The 15,782-nt window shown below is 44.9% G+C and carries 16 protein-coding genes and 2 pseudogenes; 4 read left to right on the top strand and 14 right to left on the bottom strand.

Going from position 1 to position 15,782, the window contains the following annotated elements; genetic code table 11:
* The 11 genes and pseudogenes from dinB to bolA form a co-directional block, all read right to left on the bottom strand.
* The gene (dinB, locus tag ACF8CV_RS19285; protein ID WP_020841182.1) at positions 1-1,065 is read right to left on the bottom strand and encodes a DNA polymerase IV; all 1,065 of its coding nucleotides are present in this window, start codon (positions 1,063-1,065) and stop codon (positions 1-3) included.
* A 132-nt stretch (positions 1,066-1,197) separates the two neighbouring features.
* Complete coding sequence (locus tag ACF8CV_RS19280) at positions 1,198-1,431, bottom strand: DUF2789 domain-containing protein (protein WP_025509231.1); 234 nt, start codon at positions 1,429-1,431, stop codon at positions 1,198-1,200.
* 176 nt (positions 1,432-1,607) lie between these two features.
* Positions 1,608-1,841 (bottom strand): (Na+)-NQR maturation NqrM, encoded by a 234-nt coding sequence (nqrM, locus tag ACF8CV_RS19275; RefSeq protein ID WP_005436655.1) that lies wholly within the window; start codon positions 1,839-1,841, stop codon positions 1,608-1,610.
* 22 nt (positions 1,842-1,863) lie between these two features.
* A complete protein-coding gene (locus tag ACF8CV_RS19270) occupies positions 1,864-2,868 on the bottom strand; it encodes an FAD:protein FMN transferase (protein WP_005494217.1) in 1,005 nt (334 codons plus the stop codon).
* Between the two features lie 154 nt (positions 2,869-3,022).
* Entirely contained in the window at positions 3,023-4,246 is a 1,224-nt protein-coding gene (gene nqrF / locus ACF8CV_RS19265; protein ID WP_005456545.1) for an NADH:ubiquinone reductase (Na(+)-transporting) subunit F, read from the bottom strand.
* Between the two features lie 33 nt (positions 4,247-4,279).
* Complete coding sequence (nqrE, locus tag ACF8CV_RS19260) at positions 4,280-4,876, bottom strand: NADH:ubiquinone reductase (Na(+)-transporting) subunit E (RefSeq protein WP_005436652.1); 597 nt, start codon at positions 4,874-4,876, stop codon at positions 4,280-4,282.
* A 7-nt stretch (positions 4,877-4,883) separates the two neighbouring features.
* Positions 4,884-5,520: pseudogene (locus ACF8CV_RS19255) on the bottom strand (NADH:ubiquinone reductase (Na(+)-transporting) subunit D).
* Positions 5,520-6,305: a Na(+)-translocating NADH-quinone reductase subunit C gene (locus ACF8CV_RS19250; RefSeq protein ID WP_005456526.1), complete on the bottom strand. Its 786-nt coding sequence runs from the start codon at positions 6,303-6,305 to the stop codon at positions 5,520-5,522. The pseudogene ACF8CV_RS19255 and the gene ACF8CV_RS19250 overlap by 1 nt, the downstream one beginning before the upstream one ends.
* Positions 6,295-7,539 (bottom strand): NADH:ubiquinone reductase (Na(+)-transporting) subunit B, encoded by a 1,245-nt coding sequence (locus ACF8CV_RS19245; RefSeq protein ID WP_005456580.1) that lies wholly within the window; start codon positions 7,537-7,539, stop codon positions 6,295-6,297. The genes ACF8CV_RS19250 and ACF8CV_RS19245 overlap by 11 nt, the downstream gene beginning before the upstream one ends.
* A gap of 5 nt (positions 7,540-7,544) precedes the next feature.
* A complete protein-coding gene (locus tag ACF8CV_RS19240; RefSeq protein WP_005494215.1) occupies positions 7,545-8,885 on the bottom strand; it encodes a Na(+)-translocating NADH-quinone reductase subunit A in 1,341 nt (446 codons plus the stop codon).
* A gap of 473 nt (positions 8,886-9,358) precedes the next feature.
* The gene (gene bolA / locus ACF8CV_RS19235) at positions 9,359-9,667 is read right to left on the bottom strand and encodes a transcriptional regulator BolA (RefSeq protein ID WP_005456570.1); all 309 of its coding nucleotides are present in this window, start codon (positions 9,665-9,667) and stop codon (positions 9,359-9,361) included.
* 274 nt (positions 9,668-9,941) lie between these two features.
* Between bolA and ACF8CV_RS19230 the strand changes: the two genes are divergently transcribed.
* The 4 genes from ACF8CV_RS19230 (at position 9,942) to ACF8CV_RS19215 (ending at position 13,674) form a co-directional block, all read left to right on the top strand.
* On the top strand, positions 9,942-11,099 hold the full coding sequence (locus ACF8CV_RS19230) for a methyltransferase (RefSeq protein ID WP_023584118.1): 1,158 nt from the start codon (positions 9,942-9,944) through the stop codon (positions 11,097-11,099).
* A gap of 36 nt (positions 11,100-11,135) precedes the next feature.
* The gene (locus ACF8CV_RS19225; protein WP_005456550.1) at positions 11,136-11,705 is read left to right on the top strand and encodes a YajG family lipoprotein; all 570 of its coding nucleotides are present in this window, start codon (positions 11,136-11,138) and stop codon (positions 11,703-11,705) included.
* The gene (locus tag ACF8CV_RS19220) at positions 11,705-12,250 is read left to right on the top strand and encodes a peptidylprolyl isomerase (RefSeq protein WP_017447752.1); all 546 of its coding nucleotides are present in this window, start codon (positions 11,705-11,707) and stop codon (positions 12,248-12,250) included. The genes ACF8CV_RS19225 and ACF8CV_RS19220 overlap by 1 nt, the downstream gene beginning before the upstream one ends.
* Positions 12,251-12,321: 71 nt before the next feature.
* On the top strand, positions 12,322-13,674 hold the full coding sequence (locus ACF8CV_RS19215; protein WP_005456555.1) for an AmpG family muropeptide MFS transporter: 1,353 nt from the start codon (positions 12,322-12,324) through the stop codon (positions 13,672-13,674).
* 85 nt (positions 13,675-13,759) lie between these two features.
* On the opposite strand, the gene ACF8CV_RS19210 is transcribed toward ACF8CV_RS19215, so the two are convergent.
* The 3 genes and pseudogenes from ACF8CV_RS19210 to ACF8CV_RS19200 all read right to left on the bottom strand — a co-directional run.
* Positions 13,760-14,419, bottom strand: coding sequence for a ChrR family anti-sigma-E factor (locus ACF8CV_RS19210; RefSeq protein ID WP_021822483.1), 660 nt, complete (start codon positions 14,417-14,419; stop codon positions 13,760-13,762).
* Entirely contained in the window at positions 14,416-15,000 is a 585-nt protein-coding gene (locus ACF8CV_RS19205; protein ID WP_029846927.1) for an RNA polymerase sigma factor, read from the bottom strand. Before ACF8CV_RS19205 ends, ACF8CV_RS19210 begins: the two co-directional genes overlap by 4 nt.
* Before the next feature lie 41 nt (positions 15,001-15,041).
* Positions 15,042-15,732, bottom strand: a pseudogene (locus ACF8CV_RS19200) (2-dehydropantoate 2-reductase); the annotation flags it as partial.
* Positions 15,733-15,782: the final 50 nt, after the last annotated feature.

Below are 15,782 nucleotides of genomic sequence, written 5' to 3'. Positions count from 1 at the left end.
TTAAAAGAAGCTAAGTTGACGAGCTTGTTCTTCTGGCTTGAGCATAACGCTCAAGCCTAAGAGGCGAATTTCACGACCATTTTGACGCTTTAGAATGTCTTTTAGCAGCAACTTAAAGTCCTCAAGTTCTAACTGAGGATGAATGTGTTCAATGGTAGTGAGCTGGAAGTCCGCGAACTTTACCTTAATGCCTTGCTTAATGATCGATTTATCTGGACTGGCACGCTCCAGTCGCTTTTCCAGTTCAGGATAAAGTTTCTCTTCGATCACTTGCCAGCACTCATCATAAGTAGAGATGTTTTGGCTAAACGTTCGCTCAACACCAACCGACTTTCTCTCACGCTCGACTACAACTTCTCGATCATCGATACCGTGACTGCGTTTCCACAATGATGCGCCTTGGCGACCGAATTGGCGTAACAGTTCTCGATAGTCGCTATTTTTAATGTCTTCACACAGATAAAAGCCCGCTTGATGTAACTTTTCTAGACTGACCTTACCAACTCCAGGGATTTTTTCTAGTGGTAGCTTATCGACCACTTCTTGAACTTTCTCAGGAGGAATAACAAACTGGCCATTGGGTTTATTCATATCCGAAGCAACTTTAGCGAGAAACTTAATCGGCGCGATTCCAGCTGATGCCGTCAGGCCCAACTCGTTTCGAATATCATTACGGATAGACTCCGCAATCAGGGTTGCTGAGCCCCTGCAAGCTGTCGCATCGGTAACATCTAGGTAGGCCTCATCAAGAGAAAGAGGTTCAATTAAGGAAGTATAACGTTCGAAGATAGCTCGAATTTGCAGTGAGACTTGTTTGTAGACATGCATTCGACCGGGGACAACGAGCAAATGCGGGCAAAGCTGCAACGCACGAGCGGTAGGCATGGCACTACGTACGCCAAACTTGCGTGCTTCGTAGTTACACGTGCTAATGACGCCGCGCTGTTTTTCATGCCCGCCAACCGCAAGCGCTATATCTCGATAATTTGGGTTATCCCGCATCTCGACGGCAGCATAAAAACAATCCATATCGACATGAATAATCTTTCTGATTCGCTCTGACATACCCGACAAAATACTGGTTAAAAATACAGTATAATTCAATTAACGAAGTAAGAAAATGAAAGATTAAAACCACCGCTCAAAGAACATATTGCCAAGTTTCTAAAGGGTTGAATTATCTTTTTTTATCGCGGTTCAATCACGCAACATTACATCGAGCTGATCCACAAGCTCAGCCCAATCAGCATCTTCTTCAATCGCTTGTTTTAAAAATGCGGCCTGAGAAAGTGTCCAGAAACTCGCTTCGTGTAAAGGTGCTGATTCACGTTTATGTCGATGCGTATTGACGAAATCTTTAATTTCTTTGGAAGAGCTCCCTAACCCGAGCTGATTGAAAAGATCAGCCATGCCATGTTGATGTAATTCCATTGTGTCCTCCGACTCGAATGAACCTTTATTTGAGTATATACCTCACCCAATTATGCGCCCGTGAAAGTACTAATATTTCACTCTCTATGTAGAAAGCACGGCGCTTTGATACACGCAAAAAATAACCCAGCCGAAGCTGGGTTATAGAAAAATGATAAGCACTCTATGCTTGCGCGTTACGCGATACGGTCTTTTTCCCACGCAGCTAGCTTTTCAGCACGAGCAGCTTCGCGAGCTTCACGCTTCTTGCGCGCGTCACATGGCTCTGGGCAGTTACATACTTTCTCTATGCCGACTGCGCCAAGACCACCACAGCTGCCTTTCACTACTTTCTTCTGGAAGATGTAGCCAACGGCCATCGCTGCGATCACCGCAACAAACACTGCAAATGTAATTAGAAATGTACTCATAAGAACATGCTCACTTCTGATGTTATTTGTTCATGAATGGCTTGTATGCTTCCGAAGCCAGCTCTTTAAAACCATCTTCCGTTTTCACAATCATGAAAACAGGAATGTTATTTTCGTTCGCGATTTCCATGCCTTTTTCTTCGCCTAGCACCATAAGACCCGTTGCTAGACCGTCAGCAGTCATCGACGATTTATCCAATACTGTCACAGACACCACTTTATGATGGATTGGTTTGCCTGTTTGCGGATTGATAATGTGAGAGTATCGCACACCGTTGCTCTCAAAGTAATTACGGTAGTCACCACTTGTTGCAATTGCCATGTCACCTGGTTCGATGATCTCTTGAATAGATCGCTCATCAACCGTTGGTTTCTCAATCGCGATTCGCCATGGCACACCTTCTCGGTTGATACCTTTCAAACGCATTTCGCCACCAACTTCGACCATGTAGTTTTTGATCCCTACCGATTGTAGGTAATCAGCAACCACATCAACCCCCCAACCTTTTGCAATCGTTGACAGGTCAACATACAAATTAGGAATGTCCTTTGACAGTTTATTGCCATCAACGGTCAGGTGGTGAATCCCAGTGTTTGCCTTACGAGCCGCTAACTCTTCATCAGAAGGCACTACGTCAGGGCGAGCTTCTGGGCCAAAGCCCCAAAGGTTAACCAGAGGACCAACCGTTACATCGAGCGCACCTAAAGTTAGACCATTGAGACGAACCGCTTCTTTTACTACGGTTGCCGTTTGCGCCGACACTTCGAAAGGCTCACTTGTTTGATGCTGGTTAAAGCGACTCAGCTCTGAGTCTTCACGGTAAGTCGACATTTGATCGTTGACTTCTTCAAGCAGTCGATCGATTTCCGTTTGCAGAGCCTTCGGCGTCGGAATGCCGTCTTGCTCAATGTATTTAATGTTGTAAGAAGTCCCCATTGTAGGACCGCTTAGATGAATTTGATCAGCAGGCTGTTCACAACCAGCCAAAATCAATAGAGAAGCGAATGCAACAAGCCACTTTTTCACTTGTTTACTCCCATTGTTGTTGAATTGATATGGGAAATAGGACCATGTCCGTCAATCCAATTTCCTATAGCAACTGTTGAATATGGTTTTGTATTTCAGAAAAAATAATGGCTAGCCCTTGAGAGCTAGCCATAAATACAATCACTTGGAGGGATTAACCACCGAAGTCATCTAGTAGGATGTTCTCATCCTCTACACCTAGGTCTTTCAGCATGCCGATAACAGCCGCGTTCATCATAGGTGGACCACACATGTAGTATTCACAGTCTTCTGGAGCTTCGTGATCACGTAAGTAGTTCTCGTAAAGAACGTTGTGAATGAAGCCTGTGTAACCATCCCAGTTATCTTCTGGAAGTGGATCTGACAGTGCACAGTGCCATACGAAGTTGTCGTTCTCAGCCGCTAGGCCATCGAAGTCTTCAACGTAGAACATTTCACGTTTAGAACGTGCACCGTACCAGAATGACATCTTGCGCTTAGAGTGCAGACGTTTTAGCTGGTCGAAGATATGAGAACGCATTGGAGCCATACCTGCACCACCACCAATGAATACCATTTCTGCGTCAGTGTCTTTAGCGAAGAACTCACCAAATGGGCCAGAGATAGTACACTTGTCGCCTTCTTTCAAAGACCAGATGTACGAAGACATGATGCCCGGTGGTACGTCTGGGTTGTTCGGCGGCGGAGTTGCGATACGAACGTTAAGCATGATGATACCGTGCTCTTCAGGGTAGTTAGCCATTGAGTATGCACGAATTGTTTCTTCATTAACTTTAGACTCGTAACGGAAAAGATTGAACTTCTCCCAGTCCTCACGGTATTCCTGAGGAATATCGTAGTCCGCGTATTTAACGTGGTGAGCTGGCGCTTCAATCTGGATGTAACCACCAGCACGGAAAGGTACTGATTCGCCATCTGGAATTTGTAGCTTAAGTTCTTTGATGAATGTCGCTTTGTTATCGTTAGAGATAACCGTACATTCCCACTTCTTAACGCCGAAGATTTCTTCTGGTAGTTCGATGTCCATGTCAGTTTTCACTGCCACCTGACACGCTAGACGCTCACCTTCACGAGCTTCACCTTTCGTGATGTGATCAAGCTCAGTTGGTAGGATGTCGCCACCGCCAGATTTAACTTTTACGCGACACTGACCACAAGAGCCACCGCCACCACAAGCAGAAGATACGAATACGCCAGCACCAGCTAGAGCACTCAGTAGCTTACCGCCTGGTTGTGTAACGATCGCTTTATCAGCGTCACCGTTCACAGAAATTGTAATGTCACCTGTTGGTACAAGCTTAGACTTAGCGAAAAGAATCACTAGTACTAGCGCAAGTACGATCAGAGTAAACATCACTACACCAAGAATAATGTCCATTGACTATTCCTTAATTGTTGCGGTTTACCCGACTTACAGTTGAACACCAGAGAAAGACATAAAGCCTAACGCCATAAGACCTACAGTGATGAATGTGATGCCAAGACCACGTAGACCTGGAGGTACGTCAGAGTACTTCATCTTCTCACGGATACCTGCAAGAGCAACAATTGCTAGCATCCAACCCACACCAGAACCGAAACCGTAAACAACAGATTCAGCAAAGTTGTAGTCACGTTGTACCATGAAAGATACACCACCGAAGATCGCACAGTTTACTGTGATCAACGGTAGGAAGATGCCTAGCGCGTTGTACAAAGGTGGGAAGAAACGGTCAAGAACCATCTCTAGGATCTGTACAAGTGCTGCAATTACACCGATAAAGGTGATGAAGTTTAGGAAGCTAAGGTCCACGCCCTCAACTAACGCATTTTCTTTCAGAACTAGGTTGTAAACTAGGTTGTTCACAGGAACAGCGATAGTCAAAACTACCACAACTGCAACACCTAGACCGAAAGAGGTCTTAACTTTCTTAGATACGGCAAGGAAAGTACACATACCTAGGAAGAAAGACAGTGCCATGTTCTCGATGAAAATCGATTTAACTAACAGACTGATGTAATGTTCCATGACGCCCTTACTCCTTCGCTTCTACTTGTTCTGGTTTAAACACACGGATTACCCAGATCAGGAAGCCGATTAGGAAGAATGCAGATGGTGCTAGTAGCATTAGACCGTTAGGCTGGTACCAACCACCGTTGCTCACTAGAGGTAGTACTTCCATACCAAATAGTTTGCCTGAGCCGAATAGCTCACGGAAGAAACCAACAGTGATAAGAACGAAACCGTAACCTAGACCGTTACCAATACCGTCGATTAGAGAAGGTACTGGCGCAGACTTCATTGCGAATGCCTCAGCACGACCCATTACGATACAGTTGGTGATGATAAGACCTACGAATACTGATAGCTGTTTAGAGATATCGTATAGGTAAGCTTTTAGCACCTGGTCTACCACGATTACTAGAGATGCGATGATCGCCATTTGAACGATGATACGCACACTGTTAGGAATGTGGTTACGGATCAGAGAAACAGAGAAGTTAGACAGAGCAGTTACGAATGTTACCGCTAGTGTCATTACAAACGCCGTTTCTAGTTTAGTTGTTACTGCAAGAGCAGAACATACACCAAGAACTTGTAGCGCGATCGGGTTGTTATCCAACCAACACCGGCGCCATAATGCTCTTTTTAATGTTTTGTGCGCTAGACATTAGTTCAGACCTCCGTCACGAACTTTTGCTAGGAAAGGACCAAAGCCCATGTCACCTAACCAGAAGTCGAATGTACCTTGAACACCGTTACCAGTTAGTGTCGCACCAGATAGGCCATCAACGCCGTGTTCAGAACCTGCTGGCGCACCACCTTTAACAACCTTGATTGCTGGTTTGTGGTTTTCGTCGAACAGTTTCTTACCAACCCATTGAGCACGCCATGATGGGTTCTCAACTTCACCACCAAGTCCAGGAGTTTCACCTTGCTCGTAGTAAGTGATACCAGACACAGTGTTACCGTCAGTTTCAACTGCAACGAATGCGTACATCATCGACCATAGACCGTTACCGTGAACTGGGATGATAACTTTAGAAACGTCATCACCGTTTTTCACTAGGTATACGATACCCGTGTTAGCACGACGAATGATCTTAGCTTTGTCTTGCTCAGCTGTAAGCTTAATAGACGTCGCGTTGTCTTTCGCTGCTTTACGTTGATCGTAGTTAGCTGCTTTAGAACCATCAGCCGCTTCTTCAACGAATTCGCCTGTTGCAAAATCAACCAAGCGAGGCTCGATGTATTCAGCATATAGCTCAGGTACTTTCTTACCATTTGCTTCAATGCCAGCAACTTCAACAATCTTTGATTGTTTATCTAGGACAGCGTTAGCTTTTTGCTTATCACGCAGACCTACTGCTGCTGTTGATACGATGATTGAACAAACAAGGCTCAACCCGATAACAACACCCAGCGTCTTTTTAATGCTGTCGTTATTACTTGCCATAGCGTGCTAGTCTCCGCTTGATGTTCTTCTCAATTACTACATGGTCGAACAGAGGTGCGAATAGGTTCGCGAATAGAATCGCCAGCATCATACCTTCTGGGTACGCTGGGTTAACTACACGGATCATCACACACATTGCACCGATTAGGATGCCGTACCACCATTTACCTTTGTTAGTAAATGAAGCTGATACTGGGTCTGTAGCCATGAAGAACATACCGAATGCAAAACCACCTAGAACTAGGTGCCAGTGCCATGGCATGTTGAACATTGGGTTGGTGTCAGAACCGACCACGTTAAACAGTGTCGATACTGCAATCATACCGATCATTACACCCGCAATGATGCGCCATGAAGCGATTCGCATGTAAACGATCATCGCTGCACCGATCATTAGAGCAAGAGTCGATACTTCACCAATTGAACCAGGGATGTTGCCGATGAAAGCATCCATCCAAGTGATAGGAGCGCCAGTGATGTTGTTGATCAACGCGCCGCTACCGCCGTGAGCCCATTGGCTAAGAGCAGTTGCACCAGAGAAGCCGTCAGCTGCAGTCCAAACTACGTCACCCGAGATTTGCGCTGGGTAAGCAAAGAATAGGAAAGCACGACCTGCAAGTGCAGGGTTAAGGAAGTTGCGACCTGTACCACCGAAGATCTCTTTAGCAACAACAACACCAAATGTAATACCTAGTGCCGCTTGCCATAGAGGTAGCGTTGGTGGAACGATAAGTGCGAAAAGAATAGAAGTTACAAAGAAACCTTCGTTAACTTCGTGCTTACGCACCATACAGAAAAGCACTTCCCAGAAACCACCAACAAGGAATACTGTTGCGTAGATTGGTAGGAAGTACGTCGCACCTAGTAGCATCTTACTGCCGACGCCTGCATCAGCAGAAATCGATCCGCCTAGCATCTCAGTCAGCCAGTAGTGCCAGTTACCTGCGATAACTGTCGCTAGTTGATCACCAGCGTACATGTGGTTTAGAGCTGCAATAGCTTGGCCACCTGCGTTGTACATACCCCAGAACATTGCTGGGAATACCGCAAACCAAACCATGATCATGATACGTTTTAGGTCAACGCTATCACGAACGTGTGAGCTTTTCTTTGTTACTAGACCTGGCGTGTAGAAAACTGTAGCGACAGCTTCGTACAGGGCAAACCATTTTTCATGTTTACCACCAGGCTCAAAGTGATGCTCGATGTCTTCAAGAAACTTTTTAAGAGCCATGGAAATTACCCTTCCTTCTCGATCTTATCTAGGCATTCACGAAGTAGTTGACCGTACTCGTACTTACCAGGACAAACAAAGGTACACAATGCCAAATCTTCTTCGTCTAGCTCTAAAGCGCCCAGTGCTTGAGCACTGTCACTATCGCCCGCGCATAGATCGCGAAGTAGCAAAGTAGGTTCCATATCTAATGGCATTACGCGTTCGTAGCTGCCGATTGGAACCATTGAACGGTCACTACCATTAGTCGATGTTGTCATGTTGAACAACTGACCTTTGAATAGGTGACCAAGGAATGAGCGAGTTACTGAGAACTTGTTCTTACCAGGCATAGCCCAGCCGAGCAGTTCTTTTTCACGGCCTTCGCGTAATACAGAAACCTGCTGATGGTAACGGCCAAGGTACGCGTGTGGACCTGTAGCGTGAGTACCAGTTAGTACTGAGCCAGAGATCACACGAACTTCGCCAGGCATCAGTTCGCTATCTGTTAGGTCGTCAAGGCTAGCACCCATTACGGTACGAACCAGACGTGGGTTATTCACCACTGGGCCCGCTAGAGAGATAACACGGTCTGTGTATAGCTCACCTGTTAGGAACAGCTTACCGAACGCGATAACGTCTTGGTAGTTGATGCTCCAAGCCACGTTTTCTGCATTTACTGGGTATAGGAAATGCATGTGGGTGCCAGCAAGACCTGCTGGGTGAGGGCCATCGAAGACGTGTTCTTCTACGTTAGACTGAGAAGAGCGTGGCAAGCTAGTGCCAGATTTACATACGTAAACCTTGCCTTCTGTCAGGGCTGAAAGAATGTCTAGACCGGCAATGAATGCTTCTTGTTGTTCGTTAATGATCAACTCAGGCTTAGCTGCAAGAGGATTAGTATCCATTGCAGTTACGAAAATAGCCTTAGTAGCAGACTCGATTGCTGGAACCTTGCTAAACGGACGAGTACGTAAAGCGGTCCAAAGGCCAGATTCAACCAGTTGAGTCTTGATCACTTCGCGATCTAGACCAGATAGTTGAGCGGCTTCGAACTTATCGAATGTCACCTGCTCTTCACCTGCCACTTCAATCACTACAGATTGAAGGACACGCTTAGCGCCACGGTTAACTTCGATCACTTTACCGGCTGCTGGTGCAGTAAATTTCACGCCAGGGTTCTTCTTGTCTTCAAAAAGAATTTGCGCTTTTTTCACTTCATCACCAACGCGGACATGCATGGTAGGACGCATGCCAACGTACTCTTCGCCAAGCAAGGCGACTTTTTTGATGGTCTTACCATCATTAATCACCTGGGATGGAGTTCCTGCGATAGGAAGATCCAAGCCCTTCTTTATTGTAATCATACGCACTTGCACTACTTTTATCGGGAAAAAGATTCTTTTGATTGCGTAACTTTTAGACACGACATCAGTGTCCGGTTTTGATGTTGTTTAAAACACCAAAATCGCAACATCCTATTAAAAATCTCGTCACATGAAATATGAGAGATTTATCAGGTGCGGTAGTCTAGCATTTTTTAGGAACTTGATGCCATGACCAATCATCAGAATAGAGGGGTAATTTCGATAGAATCAGGTCTAAAAGGTCAAATATTAGTCATAACTTTGACCGAACGCACAAATGACATATTCCACACATATCTTATGGAAATGAAATATTCACAGCCTGAAATATGCTTTAATTTATATTCATTTGTTGAAACGCTGTTAACACATTTTTTAACCAACATTTGTGCCACATTTTTGTCCCACACAAAATGTAAAACAAAAAAAGATGGCCTGAGCCATCTTTCTAAAAACGTCTGGGTTGAAAGGGGTTAACGCCCTCCTCCCATACACATTGGACTGTCTGGTGCACCATTTTGCTCACGTTTCCACTCTTCCTCTGTGTAAGTATGGATCGCAAGCGCGTGAATATGATTGTCTAGCTCATCGGCAAGAATTTGATGAACTTGACGGTGACGGCCAATCAATCTCTGACCGGCAAATAAGTCACTCACAACAATGACTTTAAAGTGACTTTCCGAGCCAGGCGGCACATTGTGCATGTAACTTTCGTTGATAACTTTTAAGTAGCTTGGTTGCAGCTCACTATGTAACTTCTTCTCTATGATTTCTTGGATCATATTCTTTCCTCAATGATGCAAATGCCATAAGTATATACCCAACTCCTAAAGAGGTGGAGACTTGATACTCTTTCCATTTTGCGACTTTGTTTCGCGGTAATACTGGCAAAGGTTCAGCCCATTCAGCACAGATGCGTTTAAAGCACGAGCCACAAGCTTGCCACTTTACGCTATTTCGGCGAGTTAAATATAAAATTTGACAGCTTTTTGTATCTACGTAGGCCATCATTTGCGACAATAATCACTAGTTTATTGAATCAACCTACGTTTACTTATGAAAACCGAATTGAATCTTCACGGTAGAAGCCTCACGCTTCATCGTTTTCCTAAGCGTTCTAACGAAACGCTTCAAGCTTGGGATGCGGGTGATGAGTACCTGATCAATCACGTCGAAGAAATGGCATTACCTGACCATCAAAACATCGTTGTTATCAATGATAACTTTGGTGCCCTCGCTTGCTGGTTTTCTGAAAAACATCATGTCACTTTTATGAGCGATTCTTTCGTCTCTCACAAAGGCGCTCAAAAAAATCTTGAAGACAATCAATGTAATAAAGTGGCATTTCTGACCACAATGGACAGTATTCCTGCGAATACAGATCTTGTGTTAGTCCAGCTACCTAAAAGTAATCGTCATCTTGTTTGGATTTTGAGCCAACTTCGCAAAGTGCTTCCAACCGCTTGCCCTGTGATTGCTGTAAACAAAGCCAAAGAAATCCATACGTCTACATTAAAATTGTTCGAAAAATACCTTGGAGAGACTAAAACGTCACTGGCGTGGAAAAAGCATCGACTGGTCTTTTCTCAGGCCAATGCGGAACCAAGAATTGAAGTAGATCCAATCACGGCTTGGGGTGTCGAAGGAGAACACATTCAGCTTAAAAACCTGCCAAATGTCTATTCAGGAGAAAGCTTAGACTTAGGTGCGCGTTTTATGCTGCAACATATTCCTCAAGACGCCTCAATCAACCACATTATCGATTTGGGATGCGGTAACGGCGTCTTATCGGTAAAAGCAGGTCAACTCAATCCAAATGTAAGACTGACTTGCGTTGATGAAAGCTTCATGGCGCTTGAATCTGCCAAGCAGAACTTATTGGATAACTTAGGCGAAGGTCGCGACATTCAGTGCGTGGCCAATAACTGTTTGGATGGATTCAAACCTGACAGTTGCGATTTAATCATGTGTAACCCACCGTTCCATCAGCAACAAGCCATTACCGATCATATCGCATGGCAAATGTTCTGTGATGCAAAACAAATTTTGAACCAAAATGGCAAGTTACTCGTCATAGGAAACCGTCACCTCGGCTACGATGCCAAGTTGAAACGTCTGTTTGGCGATAAGAATGTGAAACTCATCGCTTCTAACAATAAGTTCGTGATTTTACAGGCAACAAAAAATCCTGCTAAATTAAGCGCAAAACAATAGAGCTCTCCGAGCAAAATGTTTACAAGGAACAATAAAATGAAAAAACTGTTACTCGCGGCTTCGGTTGCATTGCTTGCTGCATGTTCAGCGCCACAACAACCGCAACTGAACCTAATGCCTGAAAGCACCTTGAGCACCAATCCTATTGTACAAGGCAAAACATACAGCTTGACCAGCAAAGACGTGCGCGCAGCGCAGTACGTAGCTTTGGTTGATAACGGTCGTTCAAACATTCTACCACTTCATGCGAAACAAAACTTACGCATTGCATTAGAAGAAGCTTTAGAGAAACAGTTCTCATCTCAAGGTTTCCACTCTGATTTAAACAGCAACAACGCAATTGAACTGAATGTTCAAGAAGCGCTAGTGAACGTCAAACATTCCGTGATGGAAAACCAAATGGATGCCAAAGTGATACTAGAGATCACAGCAGAAACACCACAAGGCAAATTGGTGAAAACCTATACAGGTACTGCAAAACGCTCTGGCACTTTAAGCGCTTCAGATTCTGATATTGAAGAAACACTGAATGATGTAGTGACGTTAACGCTTAAAGAAATTGCTAACGACCCAGAGCTTCGTCAGTACATGCAGGAGCGTTTCTAATGTTACGCAAAGCGATTCTTTCTTTAGCATTACTTAGCTGCAGTGTTTGGGCAGGGCCAAAAGTGGCGTTTGAAACAACGTTAGGTTCATTTACCGTCGAGCTGAATGAAGAAAAAGCGCCAATCACAGTGGCTAACTTTCTGAAATATGTAGAAGACGGCAGCTACGAAGGTACGATTTTCCATCGTATTATCCCAGGATTCATGGCACAAGGTGGCGGCTTTAACCAAGACATGCAGATGGTGAAAACATACGCGCCAATCAAAAACGAAGGAAGTAATGGTCTGAACAATGACCGTGCAACCATCGCAATGGCACGCACCAATGCACCAGACTCTGCAACTCGCCAATTCTTCGTCAACCTCGTCGACAATGACTTCCTAAACTATGGCGCTCGCCCACCTGGTTATGCGGTATTTGGTGAGGTGACTGAAGGATTCGACGTTATCGAAAAAATGGCACAGCAGCCGACCACTACAGTAGGTCGAATGCGTGATGTACCAGAGACGCAAATCGTCATTACTAAAGCAACGCTACTCAAATAACCAAATCCATAAGCCCTTTGAATATTCGAAGGGCTTTCTCGTTCCATGGCTTCATTTTATTGGATTGATTTATGTCTTCATTACCTTCCATCACTTGGTTGGAAACGGTAAAAAGTTACCTTGATAAGCGACTCATGTGGGTTTTCATGTTGGGCTGTTCTAGCGGCTTTCCATGGGTACTTATCGGCTCAAACATGTCTGGTTGGCTAAAAGACGCCGGCTTGACCCTTTCCGCAATCGGCTATTTTGGTAGTGTCTTTGCGGTCTATGCGATCAACTTTCTGTGGGCTCCCTTGGTCGACCGAGTGAAGTTACCGCTGTTGTATCCTCTGCTTGGACAAAGACGCAGTTGGATCTTTTTCTGTCAAAGCATTGTGCTGGTTGCCACATTATTCATTGCAGGGGTCAATCCTGCGGAAAATCTCATTTTCGCCTCTCTGCTCGCCTTGTGTATTGCAACGGCATCGGCAACACAAGACATCGCCATCGACGCTTTCCGAATTGATACTTTTCCAAAATCGGAAGAATCTAAGTTGCCACAAGCTTCGGCTATGGCAGTCATCGGATGGTGGACAGGCTACTCATTGCCGGGATACTTGGCGTTTGTTAACGCCGATACTATCGGCTGGAACGGAGTGTATTACGGTATGGCAGCTGTTGTCGTGGTACTCATGGTGTTCACTTTGTTAGTGGGCGAACCAGTCACACAACGTGAAAAGCTCCAATCCGAAGCGGAACAAAGACACAAAGAAGTCGTCGGTTCAAAACTTGTGGCGTGGTTTACGGTCACCGTTGTTGAGCCTTTCCTCGATTTCTTCAACCGCAATGGTGTTCGCGTCGCGATAACCCTGTTGCTGTTTGTCTTCTTATTTAAGATTGGCGAAGCATTCCTGGGCCGCATGTCGATTGCTTTCTACAAAGACATTGGCTTTAGCAACGAACAAATTGGCTACTACTCGAAGTTGATCGGATGGGGAGCCACCATCTTCTTTACTCTCGTTGGCAGTATGTTCAATGTGAAGTTTGGTATCGTGCGCGGTTTGATGATTGGCGGCATTGCTATGTCAGCGAGTAACTTGATGTTTGCTTGGATAGCGTCTGTTGGCCCTAACGAGCATCTGTATTTAGCGACCATCATCGTTGATAACTTTACGACGGCATTTTCCACCGTAGCCTTTGTCTCGTTTCTGACTCTATTAACCGGGCAAGCGTTCTCTGCCACTCAGTATGCATTGCTTGCGTCGCTAGGAAACTTTGGACGAACCACGCTAGCGTCATTCAGCGGTGAATTGGTTGACTACCTAAATGACTGGAGCACGTTTTTCATTCTCACGGCCGTAATGGTGATCCCGAGCTTGATCATGTTGTATTCACTGCGTCATTACTTTACGGATCTTTTGGAAAAAGCGCGGCATAAGCACTAACGACCGCAAATTTGCGCAAAAGTAAGAATAAAAAACCACTGCACAATACGGTGGTTTTTTCTATACAAAACGCGGGATTCGAAGCTTACGGGTAAAGCCCTTTGCCGAACAAGTTGAAGATTCGTGCAACACCTTGCGTGAAAATCATTGGCTCAGTGAGTACCGTTAAACACAAACAGTCTTCACCTTCCTGAGTAAAGGGGCTGTGTTTCACTGAGGCATCTCGTATCATCAAGTCGCCTTCTTCATACTGCCCGTCTTCATCGCTAAATCCACCATGCAGAACCAGTGTGGATTCCAACCCTCTGTGCGTGTGTTGTGGGATTTGTACATTTTCGCCGATGTACATCAGGCTCACTCGAGCATCTTCACCCAAATCAATTTGTGCACTAAAAACCTTCCCACCGTAGCTTCGCCACGATCCCACCAAATCAGAAAAGCGCACTAACGTTTTTGGAAGCTCGAAGCTTTTACCTGCGACATTGACGAAAGCTGTATCTTGAATCACCACATTGTCGTTCACAGGTTCTGCGTTAATAATGTCGTTAAACATGTCATCAAACTCATGTGAATACTCTAATGGACTTTCACTAACTGTGTTTGCTTGACTTGCTTCTACTTGGTTTACATACGCTCGGCACTTTGCGCACGTCTCTAAATGTGTGGCGACCACAAGACCAGAAACCGCATCAATGCTGCCCGAAGCGTATGCTTCTAACAAGTTGTTATCTGGATGTTTGTTCATAGTTGCTCCGTATGCATTGAGTGCCTTAACTTTTCTACTGCGAGTCTTAACCGAGACTTAACCGTACCTAGCGGTATGTCAAAAAGTTCCGCAACTTGCTGATGTGGCAGCTCTTCGAGATAAACCGCTTGCAATACGTCTCTCTGATTTTTAGGCAAAATATCAAGAAACTTCACCACCTGTTCCTTCAACATGTCTTGTTCTGGAGAATAATGATCAACCAAATCTGGCGGATAATATTCCGATAGCCAAATGTCATCAGAATGGATGTGAAGCTCTTTACCCTTTTGTTTTCTGAGTAAGTCAAAACACAAGTTGCGGATAATCGTGTATATCCACGTCGATAACGCACTCTTCTTTCCATCGTAAAGATGAGCTTTTTGCCAGACCGTTGCCATGGTTTCTTGAACCATCTCCATAGCAACTTGCTCATTACCAACGTGCTTGTAGGCAAACTGTTTTAGCTTGGGTGCATAAAAACGGAATACGAACGCAAAAGCCTCTCTATCTTTGGCTTTTACTTTATCCATGTAAGCGTTCCATTCATTTCGCCCCAATTTTTGTGGGCTATCACTCATCATAATCAGCCTTTACTATAGGGAGGCTCTCACCTCCCTTCTTCCTAATCGGTGATGTCATCAACGAGAAGATTGAAGCCACCATTGTTTCCGTTATCAATAGCAACCACTTGGTAGACAACACCATTCATTAAGTCTACTGGTAGCGAATCAATCGCGACCGCGTCAGGGTTGCCCGCGACGGTGACAGTTACGTAGTAAGTGCCTGCCGCAACATACAATCCTTTCGCACTTTCTTTATACGCAAAGTCTGTGATGGTTGGATCACTGCCCTTTATCCCTACTGACGTTGTGAGGTAGATATCAACCATCTTTGCTACTGGGTTGGCTGCCGCATGAGTCACGTTTAACGTCGCACTGGTTGCCACCGCTCTTCTCATGTCTTCACCATTAAAGACTCTATCGCAATAAAAGGGCTTACAACTCCGACAGCATATACGCTGTCATATTTCCCGCCATCAACCCTTAGTCCATCAACATCAATTATCGGATGACTCGTAGTGCCATCGACAAGATGCCCTACTCGAACTTAGCTTGGTTTCCTGTGATTTCAATTATAGAAGAGGAGGAACCATCAGGAACGAGGTGCTTAACTGGTAAAGAGCTACTTGAATCACCAGTATTAATAGCAGCAATGGTCAAATTGGAGTTAGCAGAAAGCGCGACTGCACCCGAATCAAAAACAACGGAGTCGCCCACGATTAATCTAACTTGATAGTCTCCTGCTGGAATGTTCGATTGTGTCAGTGTCTGATGAACCACAAGCGGCTAAACCTAAAGCCATT

It is taken from the genome of Vibrio sp. zbq_1 (assembly GCF_043102935.1).
GTDB lineage: Bacteria > Pseudomonadota > Gammaproteobacteria > Enterobacterales > Vibrionaceae > Vibrio > Vibrio parahaemolyticus.
The sequence above is the reverse complement of the archived record's forward strand: the minus strand, read 5'-3'. Positions and strand labels throughout refer to the sequence as shown.